We start from the raw sequence: 19,148 nt of genomic DNA on the forward strand, positions 1-19,148 counted from the left end.
CATCCCCATCCAAATCCAAACCTGAACGCCCGGGATCCGGAGCGGCAAGCGCCTCGGATCCCGGACCCCTCGAAAAAAAATCGATCCCCATTCAAGACCCCCACGATTGCAGAGATCCTGAATGGGGACAAAACTCAACCGGTCATCACCCGGTTCATCGCCGCCAGCACCGCCTTGATGGCCGCGGTGACGATATCCCAATCCCGACCCACGCCAAAAGCACGCCGCCCCAACCCATCCTCCAGCTCGACCAGGGCCACGGCCCGCGCCGCGCTGCCCGGATCCAAGGCGTGCTCCTCATAATGCCACATCCGCCACCCGGAAGGAAAAGCCCGCAGACAGGCATCGATCGGACCGTTGCCGATTCCGCTCAAGTGGCGCTCCTCGCCCCGCTCGCGCACCACCAGCCGCATGCTCACCAACCGCCCGGTTTCCTCCCCGACCCGCCCACAGGCATGGGAGAGATAGGCGAGCGCCCCCTCGGGGGTGACATAACGGGCCTCGAAGAGCGCGCCGATCTCCCCGGCCAACAGCTCGTCCTGGCGGCTGTCGGCCAGATCCTGCACCACGCGCGCGAACTCGGCGCGCAAACTCGGCGGCAAGGGAAATCCCATCGCCCGTTCCGCCAACTCCGCCACCCCGGCCTTGCCCGACTGCCCGTTGACGCGAATCACCCCCTCGTAACCCCGCCCGATATCCCCAGGATCGATCGGCAGATACGGCACCTCCCAGGATCCACCCGTGACCCGCCATTCGGCCATCCCCTTGCGGATGGCATCCTGATGCGATCCGGAAAAGGCGGTGAAAACCCGCTCTCCGGCATAGGCGTGACGAATCGGCACGGACTGCCGGGTCATCTCCTCGTAAACGGCCACGATCCCGTCCAGATCCGAGAAGTCCAATCCGCAGTCTATCCCCTGGGTGTGGAGATTCAAGGCCAAGGTGATCAGATCCACATTGCCGGTGCGCTCGCCATTGCCAAACAGGGTCCCCTCGACCCGCTCCGCGCCGGCCAGCATGGCCAGTTCCGCCGCCGCGACCGCACAGCCCCGATCGTTGTGGGGATGCACAGAGAGGATCACCGCCTCGCGCCAGGCAAAACGGCGATGGAAATGCTCGATCTGATCCGCGTAGTGGTTCGGAGAGGCCACCTCCACCGACGCGGGGAGATTGATGATCACCTTGCGCTCCACGGTCGGACGCCACACCTGACACACCGCATCGCACACCTCGAGCACGAACTCCGGCTCGGTGGAGGAGAAACTCTCCGGGGAGTATTCGAAAATCCATTCGGTCTCCGGCATCCGTTCGGCATGCTCGCGTACCCACTCGGCACCCTGGCGGGCCAGCGCGACGATCCCGGCGCGATCCATGTTGAAGACCACCCGTCGCTGCACCGGGGAGATGGAGTTGTACAGATGCAGGATCGCCCGCCGCGCGCCGCGCAACGACTCGAAGGTCCTGGCGATGATCGCCTGGCGGGCCTGGGTCAACACCTGGGGCACGAGCGCCGGATCCCCGGCCTGACGGGCCACCACCTGACGCACGAATTCATGATCGTCGCGGGATGCGGCGGGAAAGCCGACCTCGATCTCGCGAAAACCGATGCGTCGCAACATGTCGAGAAAACGCCCCTTCCGCTCCGGAGACATGGGGGCGGCCAGAGCCTGATTGCCATCGCGCAGATCGACCGCGCACCAGATGGGCGGGGCGGTGATCACACGCGCCGGCCAGTGACGATCGGTCAAGGGAACGGGCGGGACGGGACGGTATTTGCCGGCGAGACGCGCAAAGGGCGTTGCAGGGGTGGACGGAACGGTGGGACGCTCCCCATCCTGGGCTTGAACGGCGGAATCGGTCAACATCGGACAGGTCTCCTTCGAAAGGGCGGCTGGACGCAAACGTTCAAGGAACAACTCCGGTCGCCGCCGCCCGCTCGGGCCATGCTCCGGCGACCGCCACTCAGTCGAAAAAGTCGGGAAATGTTCATGTCGGTGCTCTCCTTGTTGGGTGAAAAACGCCATAAAAAAACCCCGGATCGTGTGAGCCGGGGCTTTGGGGAATCTGGACCATTCATTCGGATTTCAGACCAGGTTCAACTCCGCATGCCGCGCGCCCACGGGTGGCCATGGCCACCAGACAGAATGGCACGCAGTCGCAGGGAGGAGATGAAGAGGGTCTGGTTCATGGGAAAGATGTTGGCATGGAACGGAGGCGGGCGTCAACAAAAAACGGTCGGATCGCCGGCAGGCGCTTTCCAGCGACGCTTCGTGCGAACGGAAACCGCTTCGACGCCTCTTCGAGTCGGGCGGAGATCTCCTCCGGACGATTCCCAGCGCCGGTCAATTCAGACGGAAGCGCTTCAACTCCTCCTCGAGGCGCGCGACGATCTCCTCGGCGGTGCGCGCACGGGCGGTCACGGTGGCACTGATGCCGCGCATCTGTTCAGCCGCGACCAACACCTCCTGCATGTGTCCACCCAGCTCTTCGGAGTGTAGGATCGTTCCCTCCACCGATGTGCCGATCACATCCCCGTGTGCCGAGGTGGTTTCCACGGAACGGGTCATGCCATCCACGCCGCGCGAGGCCGAAGAGACGTTGCGCGTCACCTCGTTGATGCCCAGCGCGATCTCCTGGACGCTGCGACTCACCTCCTCGACCTCTCGGGTGATCTCGCCGACCAGTCGGGTCGCCTCCTCGGTCTCGCCGGCGGTCGCGTCCATGGAACCGGAAATGCCATGCACGGTACGGGATTGATCCACCATGGCATCCAGAATCTCGCCGTTGACCTCGCGAATGCGGTAGACGCGCCGGTCCACCCCCTCCATGGCGCGACTGACATGCTCCATGTAATCCTGGATCTGTTCGATGCGACCATGGATCTCTCCGGTGGCATGACCGGTCTGACGGGCCAACTCCTTGACCTCGTTGGCCACCACCGCGAACCCCTTGCCCGACTCCCCGGCCCCGGCAGCCTCGATCGAAGCGTTCAGGGCCAGCATGTTGGTCTGTTCGGCGATGCTCTGGATCAATCCCACCACATTGCCCACCTCGCGCACCGAATCCACCAGACGCGCCATCACCTCGGCATTGGCCTCCACGGCGCGACGGGCCTCCTCGGAAGCCTCGGCAGCCTCGGAGCACCGCTCCCGGACCCCTGCCAGCGAGGTGTTCATCACCTCCACGGATTGCGCCACGCCGGACATGTTGGCGCTGGAACGCTCGGACGCCCCAAGCACGCCGCTCATGCCATTCGACAAGGTTCCCGCAGAGTTCGCCACGGTGCTCAGACTGGCGCTCGCCTCTTCCGCCGCCGCGGAGATGGTTCCCATGTTGTTGTTGATCTCCTGGGCGGAACGCAACACCTCCTCCATGGAGTGGGTCATGGCACGCACCGCCTGATCGACGCCGCTCATATCGCCGCGCAGTTCGATGGAGAACGCCAATCCCCTTTTGCCCTTGTCGTGCAGACCTGTCGCACCCTGATCCAGATCCCCGGCAACGCGATTCAGATCTTCCGCGCTGTCGGACAACCGACCGGCGTGATCGACGATGCCGGTGATCAACGCGCGCAGGTGTTGAACCATCTCCTCCATGGAGCGAAACAGCACGCCGAACTCGTCCTTGCGATCATGCCGGATGGTGACGGTCAGGTCTCCCTGGGCCAAACGTCCGGAAAAGGCCACCAGTCTCTTCACCGGCACCAGAACCAGCAGACGAATCATGGCGAACAGAGCCAGGCTGGAGAGCAACACGAGCACCACGATCACCACGATCTTGTTCCATGCGGAACTGCGGGCCTCGGCGAGCAGTTCGGTGACATCGTTGAAAACGCGAACCTGTCCGATGATCGTGCCGCCAAAATCCCGCAACGGAAATCCCGAGGCGATCCAGCTGCGGCCCCGGTCCAGGATCACCGTGTTCGAATCCGAACCCGTGCCCGCCAGCGGCAACAGGGTTCGCACCAGGGGATCGGAAAATTCGTAGTAGATCAGATCCGACACCACCACGTCGTTCTTCTCGTCCACGCTCCGCTTGACCGCCTTGAAAACGGGATCATGGATGCCTATGGCGAACGCCATCCCGGTTGTCTTGCGCGCCACGTCGAAAATATCGCCCAGGCTGCCTCCCAACTCCACGGAACCGATATGTTCCTTGTTGTGGAAAACCGGATAGACCACCCGCAATCCCGGTCCGGCGCGCCCCACCTCCAGACCGACCACGGGTTGACGTCGTTCGTTGGCCACGACCACCGTCTTGCGAAAGGCCGAGAGGTCATCTCCGAACTGGGAGGGCTTGTGGGCGCGCAGAAAACTGATCGCCGGCGGCAGGTGGAACTGAAACTGATCGATCTTGTAGTGGGGATCCAGACGTTCCTTGAAAAAGGGCGCGGTCATCCTGGCAAGAGACTCCCGATCCCGTTGCGCAAACGCCCTGACCAACTCCTGACCATTCAGCAAGGCTTCCACGGCCAGGGAGAGATCCACCCCGCGCGACTGAATCTGTTGTTCGACGATCCCCCCGAAGACCTGGGCCTTCTCCTCGGATTTGCGGATCACCGCGATACGCGCATCCCGATAGCCCAAATAACTCAGAACGCCCCCCATGATCGCCATGGAAAGCAGAATCACCGACAAGATTTTGAAGCGCAAACCATGACGCCATTGCATGTGGGGCACCTTGACGACAGAAAGAACAATATAGATTATTTAAATAATAAATGCATTCCTGTTGTAAACAATGAATCCAGATACCTTAATCCAGCCCCCCCTCCATTTCAACCATTTTATTTAAATGGAACGGCCATTTCAAAAAATAAAGCCGCCCCCTTGGGGACGGCTTTATTCAATCAATACAGCAGGAATACGCTTACACGCTGTAGTACATCGAGAACTCGACCGGATGCGGGGTGTGCTCGACTTTGTAGACCTCCTGCATCTTCAGATCGATCCAGGCATCGATCAGATCGTCGCTGAAGACATCGCCCTTTTTCAGGAACTCGCGATCCTTGTCCAGAGCGTCCAGGGCCTCACGCAGCGAACCGCAGACGGTCGGAATGCCCTTGAGTTCTTCCGGGGGCAGGTCGTAGAGGTTCTTGTCCATCGGCGCGCCCGGATCGATCTTGCTTTCGATGCCGTCCAGACCGGCCATCAGCAGAGCCGAGAAGGCCAGATACGGATTGGCCGAGGGATCCGGGAAGCGGATTTCGCAACGCTTGGCCTTGGGATTGGTGGCCGCCGGAATACGGATGCTGGCGGAACGGTTGCGCGCGGAGTGGGCCAACAGCACCGGGGCCTCGAAGCCGGGGATCAGACGCTTGTAGGAGTTGGTCGAGGAGTTGGTGAAGGCGTTCAGGGCACGGGCGTGTTTCTTGATGCCGCCGATGAAGTGCAGGGCCATCTCGGAGAGATCGGCATACTGGTTGCCGGCGAACAGCGGCTTGCCATCCTTCCAGATCGACATGTGGACGTGCATGCCGGAGCCGTTGTCACCGCTCATGGGCTTGGGCATGAAGGTCACGGTCTTGCCCTGCTGATGGGCGACGTTGTGGACCACGAACTTGTACTTCTGGATGTTGTCACCCATGGAGACCAGATCCGAGAAGCGCATGTCGATTTCGCACTGACCGGCGGTGGCCACCTCGTGGTGGTGGAACTCGATGTTCAGGCCCATCTCTTCCATGAGCATGCACATCTCGGAGCGGATGTCCTGATAGGCATCCACCGGCGGAACCGGGAAATAGCCGCCCTTGATGCCGGGACGGTGACCGGTGTTGCCTTCTTCGTAGTCGGTGTCGGTGTTCCAGGCGCCCTCGATGGAGTCGATCTCCACGAACACCTTGTTGATGCGCGAGGCATAGCGCACGGAGTCGAAGATGAAGAACTCGGCTTCTGGCCCGAGATAGGCGGTGTCGCCGATGCCGGTGTACTTGAGGAAGGCGGCGGCGCGCTTGGCCACGGCGCGGGGGTCGCGGCTGTAGCCCTCACCGGTGAAGGGATCCACGATGTCGCAGATGAGGATCAGGGTGGGGACATCGGTGAAAGGATCCATGACGGCGGTGGCCGCATCCGGCTTGTAAACCATGTCCGACTGGTTGATCTCGCACCAACCGGCGATGGAGGAGCCATCGAAACCGAAGCCGGTCTCGAAGACCTCTTCGGTGAGCATTTTGGCCGGGGTGGAGATGTGCTGCCACTTGCCGTGGAAATCGGTGAAGCGGTAGTCCACGAAGCGGACGTCGTGGGTTTCCATCATGGCCATCACATTGCGAATCGCGTCTTGATCTGACATGGGGTCTTAACCTCTCGTTACTTGGGGGTGAATGTCGAACAATGAAAACCGTTCGTAAAAAAAATCGTGACGCCGCGCCGCGCGGGTACAACGTCACGGGCAGGCATTACTCCAGATTGTAGCCTCTTTCGTCGTGGAGCACCAAGTCCAGACCCTCGGTCTCCTCATCCCTGGAAACACGCAGTCCCACGAAGGCATCGATCCCCTTGAGGATGGCGACGGTCAACACGCCACTCCAGAGCAGGGTGGCGACCACGCCCACCAGCTGGACACCGAGCTGGGAGGCCATGTCCATCCCTTCCGCATACCCCACGCCGCCAAAATCCGGCGAGGCGAAGACGGCGGTCAGCAGGGTACCGATCACGCCCCCCACCCCATGGACCGGGGAGACGTCCAGGGAGTCGTCGATCTGGAATTTCCGCTTCACCGTCAGGGTGGCGAAATAGCAGACCACGCCAGCGATGGCGCCGATCAGGAGTCCGCCCATGGGGCCGATGTAGCCCGAGGCCGGGGTGACGGTGCCGAGCCCGGCCACCATGCCGGTGACGATGCCCAGCACGCTGGGTTTGCCGTGGCGGAGCCACTCCACGGTCATCCAGGCGATGGATCCTGCGGCGGCGCCCATGTGGGTGGCCATCATGGTCATGCCCGCCGAACCATTGGCCGACAGGGCGCTGCCGGCGTTGAAGCCGAACCAGCCCACCCAGAGCATGGCGGCGCCGGTGAAGACCATGGTCATGTTGTGCGGAGGCATCATCGTGGTGGGAAAACCACGCCGTTTGCCGATGATCAGGGCCGCGACCAGGGCGGCGATGCCCGCGTTGATATGTACCACCGATCCACCGGCAAAGTCCATGAATCCCATCGTGGCCAGCCACCCGCCACCCCATACCCAGTGGCAGAGGGGAAGATAGACCAGGGTCAGCCAGAGACCGGTGAACCACAGCACCGCCGAGAAGCGCATCCGCTCCGCGAAACCACCGACCACCAGGGCCGGGGTGATGATCGCGAAGGTGAGTTGGAACATGGAGAAGACCGTTTCCGGAACATCCCCTTTCAGGGTATCCGGGGTAATCCCCATCATGAACCCCTTGTCCAGCCCGCCGATCATGCCCTGCACCGCCCCACCCTCGCCGAAGGCGATGGCGTAGCCGTAGGCCAGCCACAAAAGCGACACCAGACAGGTGATGGCGAAGCACTGCATGAACAGGGACAACACGTTTCTGGTGCGCACCAGCCCGCCATAAAACAGGGCCAGGCCCGGCAGGGTCATGAAGAGCACCAGGGCGGTGGCGGTGAGCAACCAGGCGGTGTTGGCCAGATTCAACGTGACCGGTGCGGCCTCCGCACTCCAACCCACGGTGGGCAGAAGCAGCGACACCGCGAAAACGATTCTCGAAAGCATGGGCTTACCCTCTTCATTCCCACTCAGATGTGCAACCAATCCAAAAAGCGTACCATGCCCGAAAGGGCGTTGCGGCTGACTTTCGCAAGCTTTGTTCCATTTCGGACAATCGGTTCAACCTGTTGTTTATTATTGTTTATTGAAAAATTTTGTCCGTATGCGGACAAAACCCATGCTTAATTCTTAATCATGGGCCTGTCTAATAATCCACCAAAGCCCGATTAATCGTCAGGCACTGCCCAACACAAATTCTTCGCGCCTGCCCCTTGCATCCAACCCGGCGATGCCTATATGCACATTTGAATGATTGAACGTGCCTGCCGGCGCGCAACCCGATCTTCAACCGATCCAAATACCCTTCAAGGAAACAGCAGGCATGACGGAAACCATGATCCGGATGTCCGGGGTCAGCAAGCGCTTCGGCCCCATCGCGGCGGTCGATGGCATCGACCTCGAAGTGCGACGCGGCGAGGTGGTCGGCTTCCTGGGCCCGAACGGCGCGGGCAAAACCACCACCATGCGCATGTTGAGCGGTCTGCTCTCCCCCAGCGAGGGAAGCATCGCCGTGGCCGGGGTGGATGTGTTGGAAAATCCGGTCGAGGCACGCGCCCGAATCGGCTTCCTGCCGGAAAATCCGCCCATTTACGGCGAGATGACCGTTCGGGAGTACCTGGATTATCTGGCCACCCTGCGTCGGGTTCCTGGAAACCGGCTCACGGAATCCGTGAACCGGGCTATGGAACGATGCGGATTGACCGCGGTCGCCAACCGACTGCTGCGCAACCTCTCCAAAGGGTTCAAACAGCGCGCCGGCATCGCCCAGGCGATCGTCCACGCCCCGGACGTGGTGGTGCTCGACGAGCCCACCGTGGGACTCGATCCCATCCAGATCCGCGAAATCCGCGCCTTGATCCGGGAGTTGGGGGGCGAGCATTCGGTGCTGCTCTCCAGCCACATCCTCCCCGAGGTGCGCATGACCTGTCAGCGGGTGGCCGTGATCCATCGGGGGCGCATCGTCGCGGATGATACCCTGGAGTCCCTGGAAAAACGGGGCCATGGTCGAAGCATCCACTTCGCGCGCTGGCGCAGCCTCCCCTCTCCCGAAGCGCTGCGGGCCATCGCCGGGGTGGCCGACATCCATCCGCGCGACGATGGCTGGCTGATCGGGGCGCTTCCCGAGTCCGATCCGGTGCCGGAGTTGCTGCGTCTTTCCGTGAGCCAGGGGTGGGATTTGCGCGAGCTGACCCCGGCGGGAGGCTCCCTGGAGGAGATCTTCCTGCAACTGACCACCCGCGAGGAGCGCCCGGAAGAGGGCGAGGAGTCCGCCGCATGAGAGCCATCGTCACCATCGCCGTCCGCGAAGTGCGCGGCATGTTCCATTCGCCCCTGGCCTGGACCCTGCTCGCGGTGTTGTTCGCCATCTGCGCCTACATGTTCAATGCCGGCGTGTTGAGCTATCAGATCCAGATGGTCGAGTATCAGGCCTACGGCATGCGCGGCGGCCTGCCATTGACCGAGCGAACCATCGCGCCGATGCTCGGCAATGCCGCGATCCTGATGCTGCTGCTGATGCCCTTGATCTCGATGCGGCTGATCGCCGAGGAGAAACGCCAGGGAACCTGGCCGGCCTTGGCCTCGTCTCCGCTGTCGCCGATGACGATCGTGCTGGGCAAATATCTGGGGCTGCTGCTGTTTCTCGCCATTGCCATCGGATTGCTGGCGATTCCGCCCCTCACCCTCTATCCCTTTGGCGATCCGGATACCGGTCAGTTCCTGGCCGGGCTGCTCGGACTGTTCCTGACCGCCGCCGCCTTCGGCGCCGTGGGTCTGGCCGCCTCGAGCGCCACGGAGAATCCCAATGTCGCGGCGGTGCTCTCCTTCGGCGTGCTGCTCATGCTGTGGATCCTCTCCTGGATGGGCAACGCCAGTGGCGGTCAGGTGGACAAGATGCTCGCCTACTTCTCGCTCATGAACCACTACCAGAATTTCCTCATGGGGGTGGTCAGCAGCGCGGATCTGATCTACTTCGTGCTGTTGTCCGCCGCCGGCCTGCTGTTCGCCCGGCAAAGGCTGATGGCCGAGCGGATCCAGGGTTGATCGAGAAGATGCAAGGAGACCGATGACCATGAAGATGGACCGTTCCACCCGTTTCAATCTCCGTTCCCAGAACTTCGTCATGGGGCTGATCCTGGCGCTTCTGCTGGGTCTGGCCGCCTACGCCAGTCACCGCCATCAGGTCCGTTGGGACTGGACCAAGGGGGGGCGTCACACCCTGGCCGAGCAGTCGCTCAAGGCCATCAAAGCCTTCCCCGAAGGCTTGACCATGACCGTGTTCGTGCAGGAACGCGGCGATCGCAAGCAGCAGATTCAGGATCTGATGGACAAATACCAGGTCGCCAACAGCTCCGTGACCGTGCGCTACGTGGATCCCGATCTGGATCCGGCAGCGGCGCGTCAGGCCGAGGTGGCGGTTTATGGCACGGTGATTCTGCGGACTGGCGAAAAAAACGAAAAAGTCACCGAATCGACCGAGGAGGCGATCACCAACGGCCTGATCCGCCTCGCAAAAGGGAGCGCCAAGACAATCCGTTTCGTCACCGGTCACGGCGAGCACCCCTTGAACGAAGGTCGCGAGAGCGGCAACGGTCAGGACCGTTTCGCCTACACCCAGGCCAAGGCCCTGCTCAAGGGTGAGGGGTATCAGATCGAGGAGATCAATCTGGCCGAAACGGAAAAGATCCCGGATGACACCGCGGTGGTGATCGTCGGCGGGCCGCGCAAGGCATTCCTCCCGGTCGAAACGTTGCGTCTGAAGAACTGGTACGATGCCGGGGGGCGGTTGTTGCTGCTGCTCGGCCCCGAGGGGGAGGCGGGTCTGGAGTCGATCGTCAAGCCGCACGGCATCACGATGCTCAAGGGGGTGACCGTCGATCCGGCGGCGCAGATGCTGGGGGGGTCGGCGGCCACGCCGTTGGTGAATCGCTATCCGTCGGAGCATGCGATCACCAAGGGAATGAGCGCGGCCACCATCTTTCCGGACACGGGTGGCATGGAGCTGGAACCGACCCCGAACGATGGCAAGGAGCAGCGTACCCGTTTGTTGGAGGGGGCGGCGCGTGGTTGGTTGGAGACGGGCGATCTGACCAGCGGCAAGGTGGAATTCACCCCAGGGCAGGATCGCAAGGGACCGGTTCTGTTCGGTGCGGCGATTCAGGCCGACAAGCGGCGTTTGGTGGTCACCGCGAATTCGAATTTCCTGGCTGATGCGTATGTCACCGCGTTGGGCAATGCGGATCTGTTCTTGAACATTGCCCGATGGTTGGCCGAGGATGAGAATTTCATCGCCATCAAGCCCAAGGAGGTGCAGGATGCCGGGTTGACCATGACCGGCGAGCAGGCGTTGTTGCTTTTCTGGGGATTGGTGGTGCTGGTTCCGGTGGGGTTGTTGACGATTGGCGCGATGATTTGGTTCAAGCGGCGGCGGCGGTGAGTTCAAACGTTCGCCGGGGGCCGGCTCGGCCCCCGGCGGAGAGTCGAAGGCAACGACTCCGAAGTTGTTCCGTAACTATTCAGGCCCCCTTCTATGACAGGGGGCCGGGGGCGATTATCGCCCCCGGTCCTCCGTGACTGGCACATTCAACAACCACTCTTGACGCTTCACGAGGCACCCATGTCCCAAGGCTGGCGCAACAATTTGATTCTGTTGATCATTCTTGGTCTGTCCGGCGGCGGTCTCTGGTGGGCCGACTCCAAGGAGACCGCCAAGGAGCGCGCGGACCAGGAGTCCCGCACCATCAGCCCCATCCGCGCCGAAGCCGTCACCACCCTGGAGTTCCGCGACAACACGGGCGAAACGTTCACCATCGCCAAAGAGAACAATGGCTGGCAAATCACCGGACCCGCCCGGCTGCGCACCAACAACGAAGCCGTACAAGGAGTGTTGGAAATCCTCTCCAAATCCTATGAGAAAAAAATCACCGACACCCTCACCGATGCCTCCGCCTTCGGCCTGACATCCCCCCTGGCACGCCTCAAGGTCCAGGACGCCAGCCATGCCGAACGATTGATCCTGGTCGGAGGAACCGCGCCCGCCTCGACCAAAAAACGCTACCTTGCCCTGGGCGAAAAAGGGCCGGTGGTGATGATCGATGACAAGGAGTTGACCAAACTCCTGCAAAAAAACGACATGCTCCGCGACAAACACCTGGCCAAAACCCAGGCGGTCGATCTGACCTCCATCACGGTCAAACGGAAATCGCAGGGCGACATCACGGTCACCAAAAGCAACGAAGATCGCTGGGATCTGAAGGTTCCGCTCGTCGATCGGGCCGATGACAACCGATTGCGCGCCTGGAGCTTCGCCCTGACCAGCTCATCCGGTACCCAGTTCCGCAAGACCACACCCAACGGCGATCCGGATTGGCTCATCGCGTTAACCACCACCAACGGCGAAACAGAACAGATACCGATTTATAAGACCGAGACAGAAAATCTCGCCATGCGTCCCGGTGAACCGGATGGACTGTCATTGCCCAGATACATCATCGAAGAACTGGACAAGAACCCCATGGATCTGGTGGCCATGCGCCCGGTGGCAAGCAAATTGGAAATCAACGGCATGAAGCTGGAAGGCGAGGGCAAATCTCTGGAAGCGGAGAAAAAGGATGGGAAATGGCCCAACCCGGAATGGAGCACCCTCGAGGAGATGTTGACCCAGGATGCCCACCGCGGAGATGCGCCACGTGAAGGTCCGGCCTGGCTGACCATCACCCTCGGCACCGGAGAACAGACACGGAGCCATGCTCTGCACAAAGATGAAAAACACACCTGGATCAGCCCGCCAGGACGCCCGGTATCCCTGGAACTGACCCCGCTCCAGGCGGAAAACCTGACCAAGGCGGCACAGACCTTATTGAACCCGTCTGAAACGGACAAGAGCAAACAAAAATAAACCGGTTTACTTTAGAAGATAAACCGGTTCACAAAAAAAACATCGCGCCCAACGGGTCACCCGGCCCACGGTCTCCCGAGTGATCCGTTGGGCGCGACAAACCTACCCGGCATAGAACTCCTCAGACAACGCATCGAGAATCCTTGGTACCGCCAACGACTGATTGAGCGTGAAGAAGTGCAATCCCGGCGCGCCACGCAACAACAAATCCCGACACTGGGCCACCGCGATCTCCACGCCGGTGCGCAACATCGCCTCTGGATCATCCCGAATCGCCTCGTAACGCGAGGTGAGCCAAACCGGCAGGGTTGATCCGCACAGCTCGGATAACCTCTTGATCTGCTTATAATCCGTAACAGGCATGATGCCGGGATGGATCGGAACGTTCACCCCCTTCTCGCGACACGAAGCGACAAAGCGGAAATAGACCTCGTTTTCGAAGAAGAACTGGGTGACCGCGAAATCCGCGCCCGCCTCGACCTTGCGCCGGAAATGCAGCTCATCCCGCGCTTTATCCGGGGTCTCGGGGTGACCCTCGGGATAGGCGGCCACACCCAGACGAAACTCGGGGAAATACTCGCGGATGAAGGCCACGAACGGCTCGGCATGACGAAACGCGCCGCGCTCGAAAGCTCCCTCGGGTTCCCCGCGCGGCGGATCGCCGCGCAAAGCCAGGATCGACGGAATGCCGCATCCCTGATAGAATCGCAACATTTCGGTCAGTTCGGCCCGACTGGCTCCCACGCAGGTCAGATGGGCCACGGTGTGCAAACCGGTGCGTTCATGCACCTGACGCACCAGCTCACCACTCCCGCCCTGGCGGCTTCCGCCTGCCCCGCAGGTGATGGAGACGAAATCCGGATGGTGGGGGATCAACGTTTCGAGCGTATTCCAGAACAGTTTTTCCCCCTCGGGCTGACGTGGAGGAAAAAACTCGAACGACAACCCCGGTCGCACCCGCCTGCTCCCGTCATTCACCCGACTGGCATCCATGATCATGGCATCCCTTCTGATGTCCGGTTCTCATCCCGACAGGATCCCTTCCCGGATCCCAAACATAAACGGTAAAAACGGGATCGATCGTCCCCTCCCCCGGAGCCGATCGATCCCGTCCACCTGATCAACACACGGCCAACGCCACACCAGACGCCCGCCCGGGCGCGTCATCATTGATGCTGATGGTCCATCATCCCAGGCATCATGGCCGGCAGTTCGCACTTCTTGCCGCTCTGCACATCCGTGCCGCACTTGGCGCAGCAGCCATCCTTCATGGCCTCGTGATCGCACTTGGTGGGGCATTTGTCACACCCCTTGCCCGCCATGGCGCCTGGCTTGCAGGATTTTTTGCCTGAATTCATCTTGGCGCAGGCGTCACGCTTCTTGTCGCACGACTGGGCCTTCTTGGCACCCAAATCGCACTTCTTGGTGGACTTGGTGGACTTGGTGGACTTGGCGCATTTGGCACATTTGGCGCACTGGCCGTCTTTCATATCCGCCGCCACGCAGCTCTTTTTGCAGCACGGGCAACTTTTGCCTGCCGCAGACATGCTCGGCGACACATCAACCGGCGGCTTGGCCACTTCCGCGACATGAACCTGGGGTTGTGGCGCGACAGCCGTTGCCTCGACCATCTCCTTGCCGGTCGGAGGAACAGACTCGGGAGTCGCCGCGCAACCGGCAATCCCCATCACCAACAAAATGCCCACCACAAAACGCAACCGCGTCAATCCAAACCACCCCGCTCGCAACATGCCCCACTCCCCTTGGAAATAACGAGTCGTTCATCGCGCTCGGGGTGGACGACAATCCACGCCTTGACGATCCCCCGACAACGAAGCGACTGTTTCGCCCCCCCGAAAAAAAACGCTCCAGGACTCAGATGCGGATTATTTGTCCGCGGCTTTGGTCTTTTCGGCGGGCTCACTCAGTTTGCGCAGGATGGCAGCATTGCGCTCCGCGAGTTGATCCATCTGATCGGTGACTTTGCGCAGCAGGGCCGAGTTGCGCTCGGAAAGTTGCGCTTCACGCTCCGCGGTCATGCGCAGCAGGGCCGCCTGACGATCGGACAGTTGACGCATCTGTTCGGTGGTTTTGCGCAGCAGGGCGGAGTTGCGCTCGGCCAGCTGATCCATTTTCTGATTCACCTGCTTTTCCAGGCTGGCGATCCGTTTTTCCAGCGCATCGACGCGCGGATCCTGGAGAACCGCGGACTGTTTGGCTTCGGATTTGTTCTGTTCTCTCTTTTTGACTTTCTTTTTTTGTGCCATGACATCCTCCAATCAAGAGTCAGATGTTCCTCATAGCTGCGATGATTGCAGCCCATGCGACCGTCGATGCGTATTAGAACATACTTCTAAACAAAAATCCAAGCCAATCATGGAACTTGCGCACTCAATCGCCTCCCTCGTCGGCGCGCAACCGTTCCAACTGGCTGGTTTCCAACCCGAAAAAGGTCGCGATGGGCTCTTGCGCGACCAGCCACGCCGACGGGGTATCCCCGCCGCACACCGAGGCGGCCAGATGCAGGATGGCCCGCAGGACCAACAAACGGCGTTCGCTGGCCTTGCGACCGGGACGGTTGAAATCGTCCACCCGGTGATGCACGCCCACCAGATCACAAAGCGACTCCGGCACCTTCCAGGAGCGCAACAGCCAGTAACCGGTCAGGGTATGGTTGGTGCCGTAGCGGGCGTTCTCGGCGGCCACCAGATCGACCGCCCCTTGCCCATGGGTCTGCCGGCAAAAAAGCGCATAATCCGGATAAGCTCGCAGCATGGCGATCAAGCCACAGTCGTGCAGCAATCCGGCGGTGTAGGCCTCGTCGGGCGCCACGGCGGGAAGGTAGCCATTCAGACAGTTGGGCGCCACCTCGGGGAGACGGCGCGCCAGACGGGCGGCCAAACGACCCGAAGCCACGGCACGCAGACGCAGGCTCTGCATGGGCCCCTCGCGGGCCACCAGGGAGGCGCTCAGGAACTGCTCGGAGACGATGGCGCGCACCCGGTCGAAACCCAACAGGGCCACCGCCCCCTCGATGGAGGCGACCCGACGTTTCCACCCTGCCAACTCCTGGTTGGCCGCGCGCAACACCGCCGCGGCCAAGGCCACATCCTCGAGGATCAAGGCGGTCACGGCCAGCGGATCGGGCGCAAAGCCGGATTGGGCGCGCATCGCCTCCAGCAACAGATCCGGACGCGAGGGCATGACCAGATCCCGGATCAGCTCCCTGGCTCTATCCGCGCGTTTTTTCTCCACACTCTTCGCGTTTCCCGCCATCGTCATCCCGCCACCCATCGCTCGAGCCAACCTCGTCACCGTTCGCGAGGCGATCTTGATCGCGTCAAAGTATAGTCCCAATGCCCGCAGAAGGCCATATCCCATCGCATGGCGCACCACGACCCACCCGCGCAAACGGTCATGGCGCATGGCGGGTCAGCGCGTCGATCAACCTGGCGACCGCTTGCCGGGCTCAACCATGATGGCAAGAGCCCCATATCCCCCGACCGTGACGCTCCTTTGCGGAAGTTCCACGATAAAAATGCCGTTTGAACTTGACGCTGGCGGGTTGAATCCTTAACGTGACCGAATGGCGAAAAACTCCCGCCCGTCCCTTGCCGTGGACCCTCCCTGACGAATCCAGGCATAAGGACCAACCCGCCCCGCGTGCTCTTGACCGCTCCGGATCCGTGCGATGCTTCAACTCCTCACCTCTGCCGACGCCAACCAGCCCGAACATCCGCGCCGCCGACTCCTCTTCTGGCTGGCCTGGTCTCTGCTGATCTCAGCCATCTACTGGATCCTGGGCCCCTACTCCTACCTGCGCATCCAGGACAACGCCGATTTCAACATCCCCTTGAGAATCGCCGCAGCCCGCGATCTGCTCACCCACGGGATCACCTACTGGCAACCCAAGTTCAGCACGGGCATGCCCTCCCTGATCCACCCCAACGCGGACAGCTTTCTCATCGACGGCCTCCCCTATCTCCTGCTGCCGGCCTGGGCGGTCCACGGTCTGGTGATGTGGTTGCAACGGTTTCTGGCCGGCTACTTCACCTTTCGCCTCTGCCGCGAGATCCTCCGCTTCGATCCCGTCGCCGCCACCTTCTCGGGATTGGCCTTCTCCCTGTATCTCTGGGGGGTCCAGGACATCCGGCTGCTCGACGCCCTTGGCCTGCCAGCCATTGCCATGACCTTGCTGCTGTTCGAAAACATTCTCGCCCGGCCTGGTTGGCGCCCCCTCCCGCTGGCTCTGCTGCTGGGACTCTTCACCGCCCTGGTGGCCCAATCGGTTCTCTATACCTTCTTTATTCTCGTGGGTTTGCCGTTCTGGTTCCGGATTGTGCGAGGCCGGCGGATCGCGGAAATCTGGGCTCCCTGCACCCTGTTCGCCCTCGGCATCACCTTGGGTGAGACCCCGCAACTGCTCGCCCTGCTCGCCTACAGCCCGGTGACCTCCCGAGGCATGGATCCGTTGACCGGACCCATCCCGATCCCCTCCCTCGCCGACATGTTCCACCAGGTGTGGGATGTCATCGGCTGGCGTCTCTTCCCTCAGAACGGCCTCTATCTGGGCCTTTTTGCGATCGGCATGCTGATCGCCAAGGGCCGGGCCACCTGGGCCTGGCGACTCTTCGCGTTGCACATGATCGTTGCGATCGGCTCCGAATTCGGTTTCTGGCTGCAATGCGTGTGGCAGGAGTGGATCTCGCCAGGACGGGGTAACCTTCTTGATTTCAATCAGTTCACCATCTTTCTGGGGCCGCTTCTGGGTGGGGCTGGACTCCATCTGGCACGCCAGAACAGCGCAACCCTCCCCAAAGCCGGTCGCATCGGCATCACGACCATCACCGCGCTCGCCCTGCTCCTCCCCCTGATCAGCTGGAGCGACACCACCCGCAAACTCCTGCACCGGCTCTCCACGGACAACTTCACGGTACAGTTCCAGAATCCGGTACTGAAAAAACTCGGCGCGCTTGGCGACCACGCCACCGCACCCTTCCGGGTCGGCAGCGTCGGCACCTGGCCGCCAACCGTCGCCAGCGCCTCCGGGGACCGGATCTACCCGGCACAACTCCATGCCTACGGCCTCGAAAGCGTGGATGGGTACTACCGGCTCCATTCGGCCCGCTACCACCAGTTCTGGCGCCGGGTGATCGCCAAATCCCTCGCCGCCCATCCGGAACAACGGGAACGCACCATCAAATGGTATTACCTCTTCATGCGCCCGGAACCGCGCTTCGCCGAGCGCGCCACGCTCCAGGCGAACGACTGGTTCAACATCGAACTGCTCTCCCTGGCCAATACCCGCTTTCTGATCTCCCAATGGCCGCTGCAACACCCGTCGCTGGCGCCATGGCACGATCCGCGCGAGGAGTTGATCCAGGGCCGGGCGTGGGAGGAGAAACGGTTGCGGGAGAAGGTCTGGATGACGTTGACCGGATCGATCCCCCACAACGCTTATTACGTCTACGAAAATCGCGCGGTCCTGCCTCGGCTGATCGTGCCGGAACAGGCACGGCTGTTCGCGGATGGATCCACTCTGCTCGATGCCATGGAGCGGGCCACCCTCCAGGAGTTGGCCACAACCCTTTTCGTGGAGCGGCGCGATTTTCCGGAGTGGTCTGAAGAAACCTTGCGCCCCCTTGCCCAGGGCGAGGCGCGTTTCACCCGCTACACACCGGATCATCTGGAGATCACCGCCACCAGCCATGGCGCAGGATGGCTTCTCATCACCAACGCCCACGACCCCTACTGGCGGGTGACGATCAACGGAGCGCCCGGAACGATTCGACCGGTGGATCACGCCTTTCAGGGGATCGAACTGCCCGCCGGGGAGAGCCGGCTGGCGTTGGATTACCATCCGCCCTACCGGCCCGGAAAATAACCCACGTCACCGGGATTCGCCCGAACAGAACCAAAAAAAGCCGGAGAGTCTCCTCTCCGGCTTCTCGCAATCTTCCTGGCGACCCATCCGCGATTCACAACCCTGGACGGTCATCCTCGTCCATGTCCAGGCTGCGCAGGAGCTTGGTCAAGGCCGTCGCATGGCTCACCTCTTCCTTGGCCAGATCCAGGCAGTAGCTCTTGACCTCCAGATCGGTGCTCTCCTCGGCCAGGCGGACATAGGTCTGCATGGCGCGATTTTCCAGGTCGATGGCCAGACGCAACACCGCACGGGGATCGCCGTTCTCGATGATCGCCATCTCGGCGGCGGGCAGGACCGGTTCGGGAGAGTTCTCCAGTTGCTTCAACAAGGCCGGCAGATCCGTGTCCTTGGCGCACGGGGCATTTTTCAACCGATTCACGAGGGCGGCGGCGTGATCGTCTTCCATGCCGCCGAGTTCCAGAAACAGCATCCTGGACTCGTCATCCTTCGTCAACTCCGCCGCCTTGGCGAAAAACGAGGAAGCGTGAAGCTCGTTGCGCAGGGCCTGCTTGATGATATCGATGGCTTTTTCCATGCATCACTCCTTGGACGTTGAAAGTTCGTCGACCCCCCCC

The 19,148-nt window shown here is 61.6% G+C and carries 14 protein-coding genes; 5 read left to right on the forward strand and 9 right to left on the reverse strand.

The genetic code is table 11. The features are described 5' to 3' along the window. Positions 1 to 134: 134 nt before the first annotated feature. The 4 genes from ACOY6C_RS12695 to ACOY6C_RS12710 all read right to left on the reverse strand — a co-directional run bounded on the left by ACOY6C_RS12695 (position 135) and on the right by ACOY6C_RS12710 (position 7,696). Positions 135 to 1,865, reverse strand: a complete 1,731-nt coding sequence (locus tag ACOY6C_RS12695; RefSeq protein ID WP_420905840.1) for a 2-isopropylmalate synthase — start codon at positions 1,863 to 1,865, stop codon at positions 135 to 137. A 477-nt stretch (positions 1,866 to 2,342) separates the two neighbouring features. Beyond that, positions 2,343 to 4,670 carry a methyl-accepting chemotaxis protein gene (locus ACOY6C_RS12700; RefSeq protein ID WP_420905841.1) on the reverse strand — a complete coding sequence of 776 codons (2,328 nt, stop codon included), beginning with the start codon at positions 4,668 to 4,670 and terminating at the stop codon, positions 2,343 to 2,345. 199 nt (positions 4,671 to 4,869) lie between these two features. Continuing rightward, complete coding sequence (glnA, locus tag ACOY6C_RS12705; protein WP_420905842.1) at positions 4,870 to 6,291, reverse strand: type I glutamate--ammonia ligase; 1,422 nt, start codon at positions 6,289 to 6,291, stop codon at positions 4,870 to 4,872. Positions 6,292 to 6,397: 106 nt separating this feature from the next. Then, positions 6,398 to 7,696, reverse strand: coding sequence for an ammonium transporter (locus tag ACOY6C_RS12710; protein ID WP_420905843.1), 1,299 nt, complete (start codon positions 7,694 to 7,696; stop codon positions 6,398 to 6,400). Positions 7,697 to 8,072: 376 nt separating this feature from the next. Between ACOY6C_RS12710 and ACOY6C_RS12715 the strand changes: the two genes are divergently transcribed. The 4 genes from ACOY6C_RS12715 to ACOY6C_RS12730 all read left to right on the forward strand — a co-directional run bounded on the left by ACOY6C_RS12715 (position 8,073) and on the right by ACOY6C_RS12730 (position 12,647). Further along, entirely contained in the window at positions 8,073 to 9,029 is a 957-nt protein-coding gene (locus tag ACOY6C_RS12715; RefSeq protein ID WP_420905844.1) for an ABC transporter ATP-binding protein, read from the forward strand. Further along, a complete protein-coding gene (locus ACOY6C_RS12720; protein ID WP_420905845.1) occupies positions 9,026 to 9,793 on the forward strand; it encodes an ABC transporter permease subunit in 768 nt (255 codons plus the stop codon). Before ACOY6C_RS12715 ends, ACOY6C_RS12720 begins: the two co-directional genes overlap by 4 nt. Before the next feature lie 28 nt (positions 9,794 to 9,821). Continuing rightward, positions 9,822 to 11,186 (forward strand): GldG family protein, encoded by a 1,365-nt coding sequence (locus tag ACOY6C_RS12725; protein ID WP_420905846.1) that lies wholly within the window; start codon positions 9,822 to 9,824, stop codon positions 11,184 to 11,186. 180 nt (positions 11,187 to 11,366) lie between these two features. Further along, on the forward strand, positions 11,367 to 12,647 hold the full coding sequence (locus tag ACOY6C_RS12730; protein ID WP_420905847.1) for a DUF4340 domain-containing protein: 1,281 nt from the start codon (positions 11,367 to 11,369) through the stop codon (positions 12,645 to 12,647). Positions 12,648 to 12,749: 102 nt separating this feature from the next. On the opposite strand, the gene metF is transcribed toward ACOY6C_RS12730, so the two are convergent. The 4 genes from metF to ACOY6C_RS12750 form a co-directional block, all read right to left on the reverse strand. Then, on the reverse strand, positions 12,750 to 13,646 hold the full coding sequence (metF, locus tag ACOY6C_RS12735) for a methylenetetrahydrofolate reductase [NAD(P)H] (protein WP_420905848.1): 897 nt from the start codon (positions 13,644 to 13,646) through the stop codon (positions 12,750 to 12,752). 167 nt (positions 13,647 to 13,813) lie between these two features. Beyond that, positions 13,814 to 14,398 carry a hypothetical protein gene (locus tag ACOY6C_RS12740; RefSeq protein ID WP_420905849.1) on the reverse strand — a complete coding sequence of 195 codons (585 nt, stop codon included), beginning with the start codon at positions 14,396 to 14,398 and terminating at the stop codon, positions 13,814 to 13,816. A 135-nt stretch (positions 14,399 to 14,533) separates the two neighbouring features. Beyond that, entirely contained in the window at positions 14,534 to 14,914 is a 381-nt protein-coding gene (locus ACOY6C_RS12745; protein ID WP_420905850.1) for a magnesium transporter CorA family protein, read from the reverse strand. Positions 14,915 to 15,038: 124 nt separating this feature from the next. Continuing rightward, positions 15,039 to 15,923: an HDOD domain-containing protein gene (locus ACOY6C_RS12750; protein ID WP_420905851.1), complete on the reverse strand. Its 885-nt coding sequence runs from the start codon at positions 15,921 to 15,923 to the stop codon at positions 15,039 to 15,041. Positions 15,924 to 16,338: 415 nt separating this feature from the next. Between ACOY6C_RS12750 and ACOY6C_RS12755 the strand changes: the two genes are divergently transcribed. Beyond that, on the forward strand, positions 16,339 to 18,531 hold the full coding sequence (locus tag ACOY6C_RS12755; protein WP_420905852.1) for a DUF6044 family protein: 2,193 nt from the start codon (positions 16,339 to 16,341) through the stop codon (positions 18,529 to 18,531). Positions 18,532 to 18,625: 94 nt separating this feature from the next. Here ACOY6C_RS12755 and ACOY6C_RS12760 read toward each other — a convergent pair whose 3' ends face one another. Continuing rightward, positions 18,626 to 19,108, reverse strand: coding sequence for a ferritin-like domain-containing protein (locus ACOY6C_RS12760; RefSeq protein ID WP_420905853.1), 483 nt, complete (start codon positions 19,106 to 19,108; stop codon positions 18,626 to 18,628). Between the last annotated feature and the right edge of the window lie 40 nt (positions 19,109 to 19,148).

Origin of the sequence: Candidatus Magnetaquiglobus chichijimensis (genome assembly GCF_045865675.1) — a bacterium.
Taxonomy (GTDB): Bacteria; Pseudomonadota; Magnetococcia; order Magnetococcales; family Magnetaquicoccaceae; genus Magnetaquiglobus; species Magnetaquiglobus chichijimensis.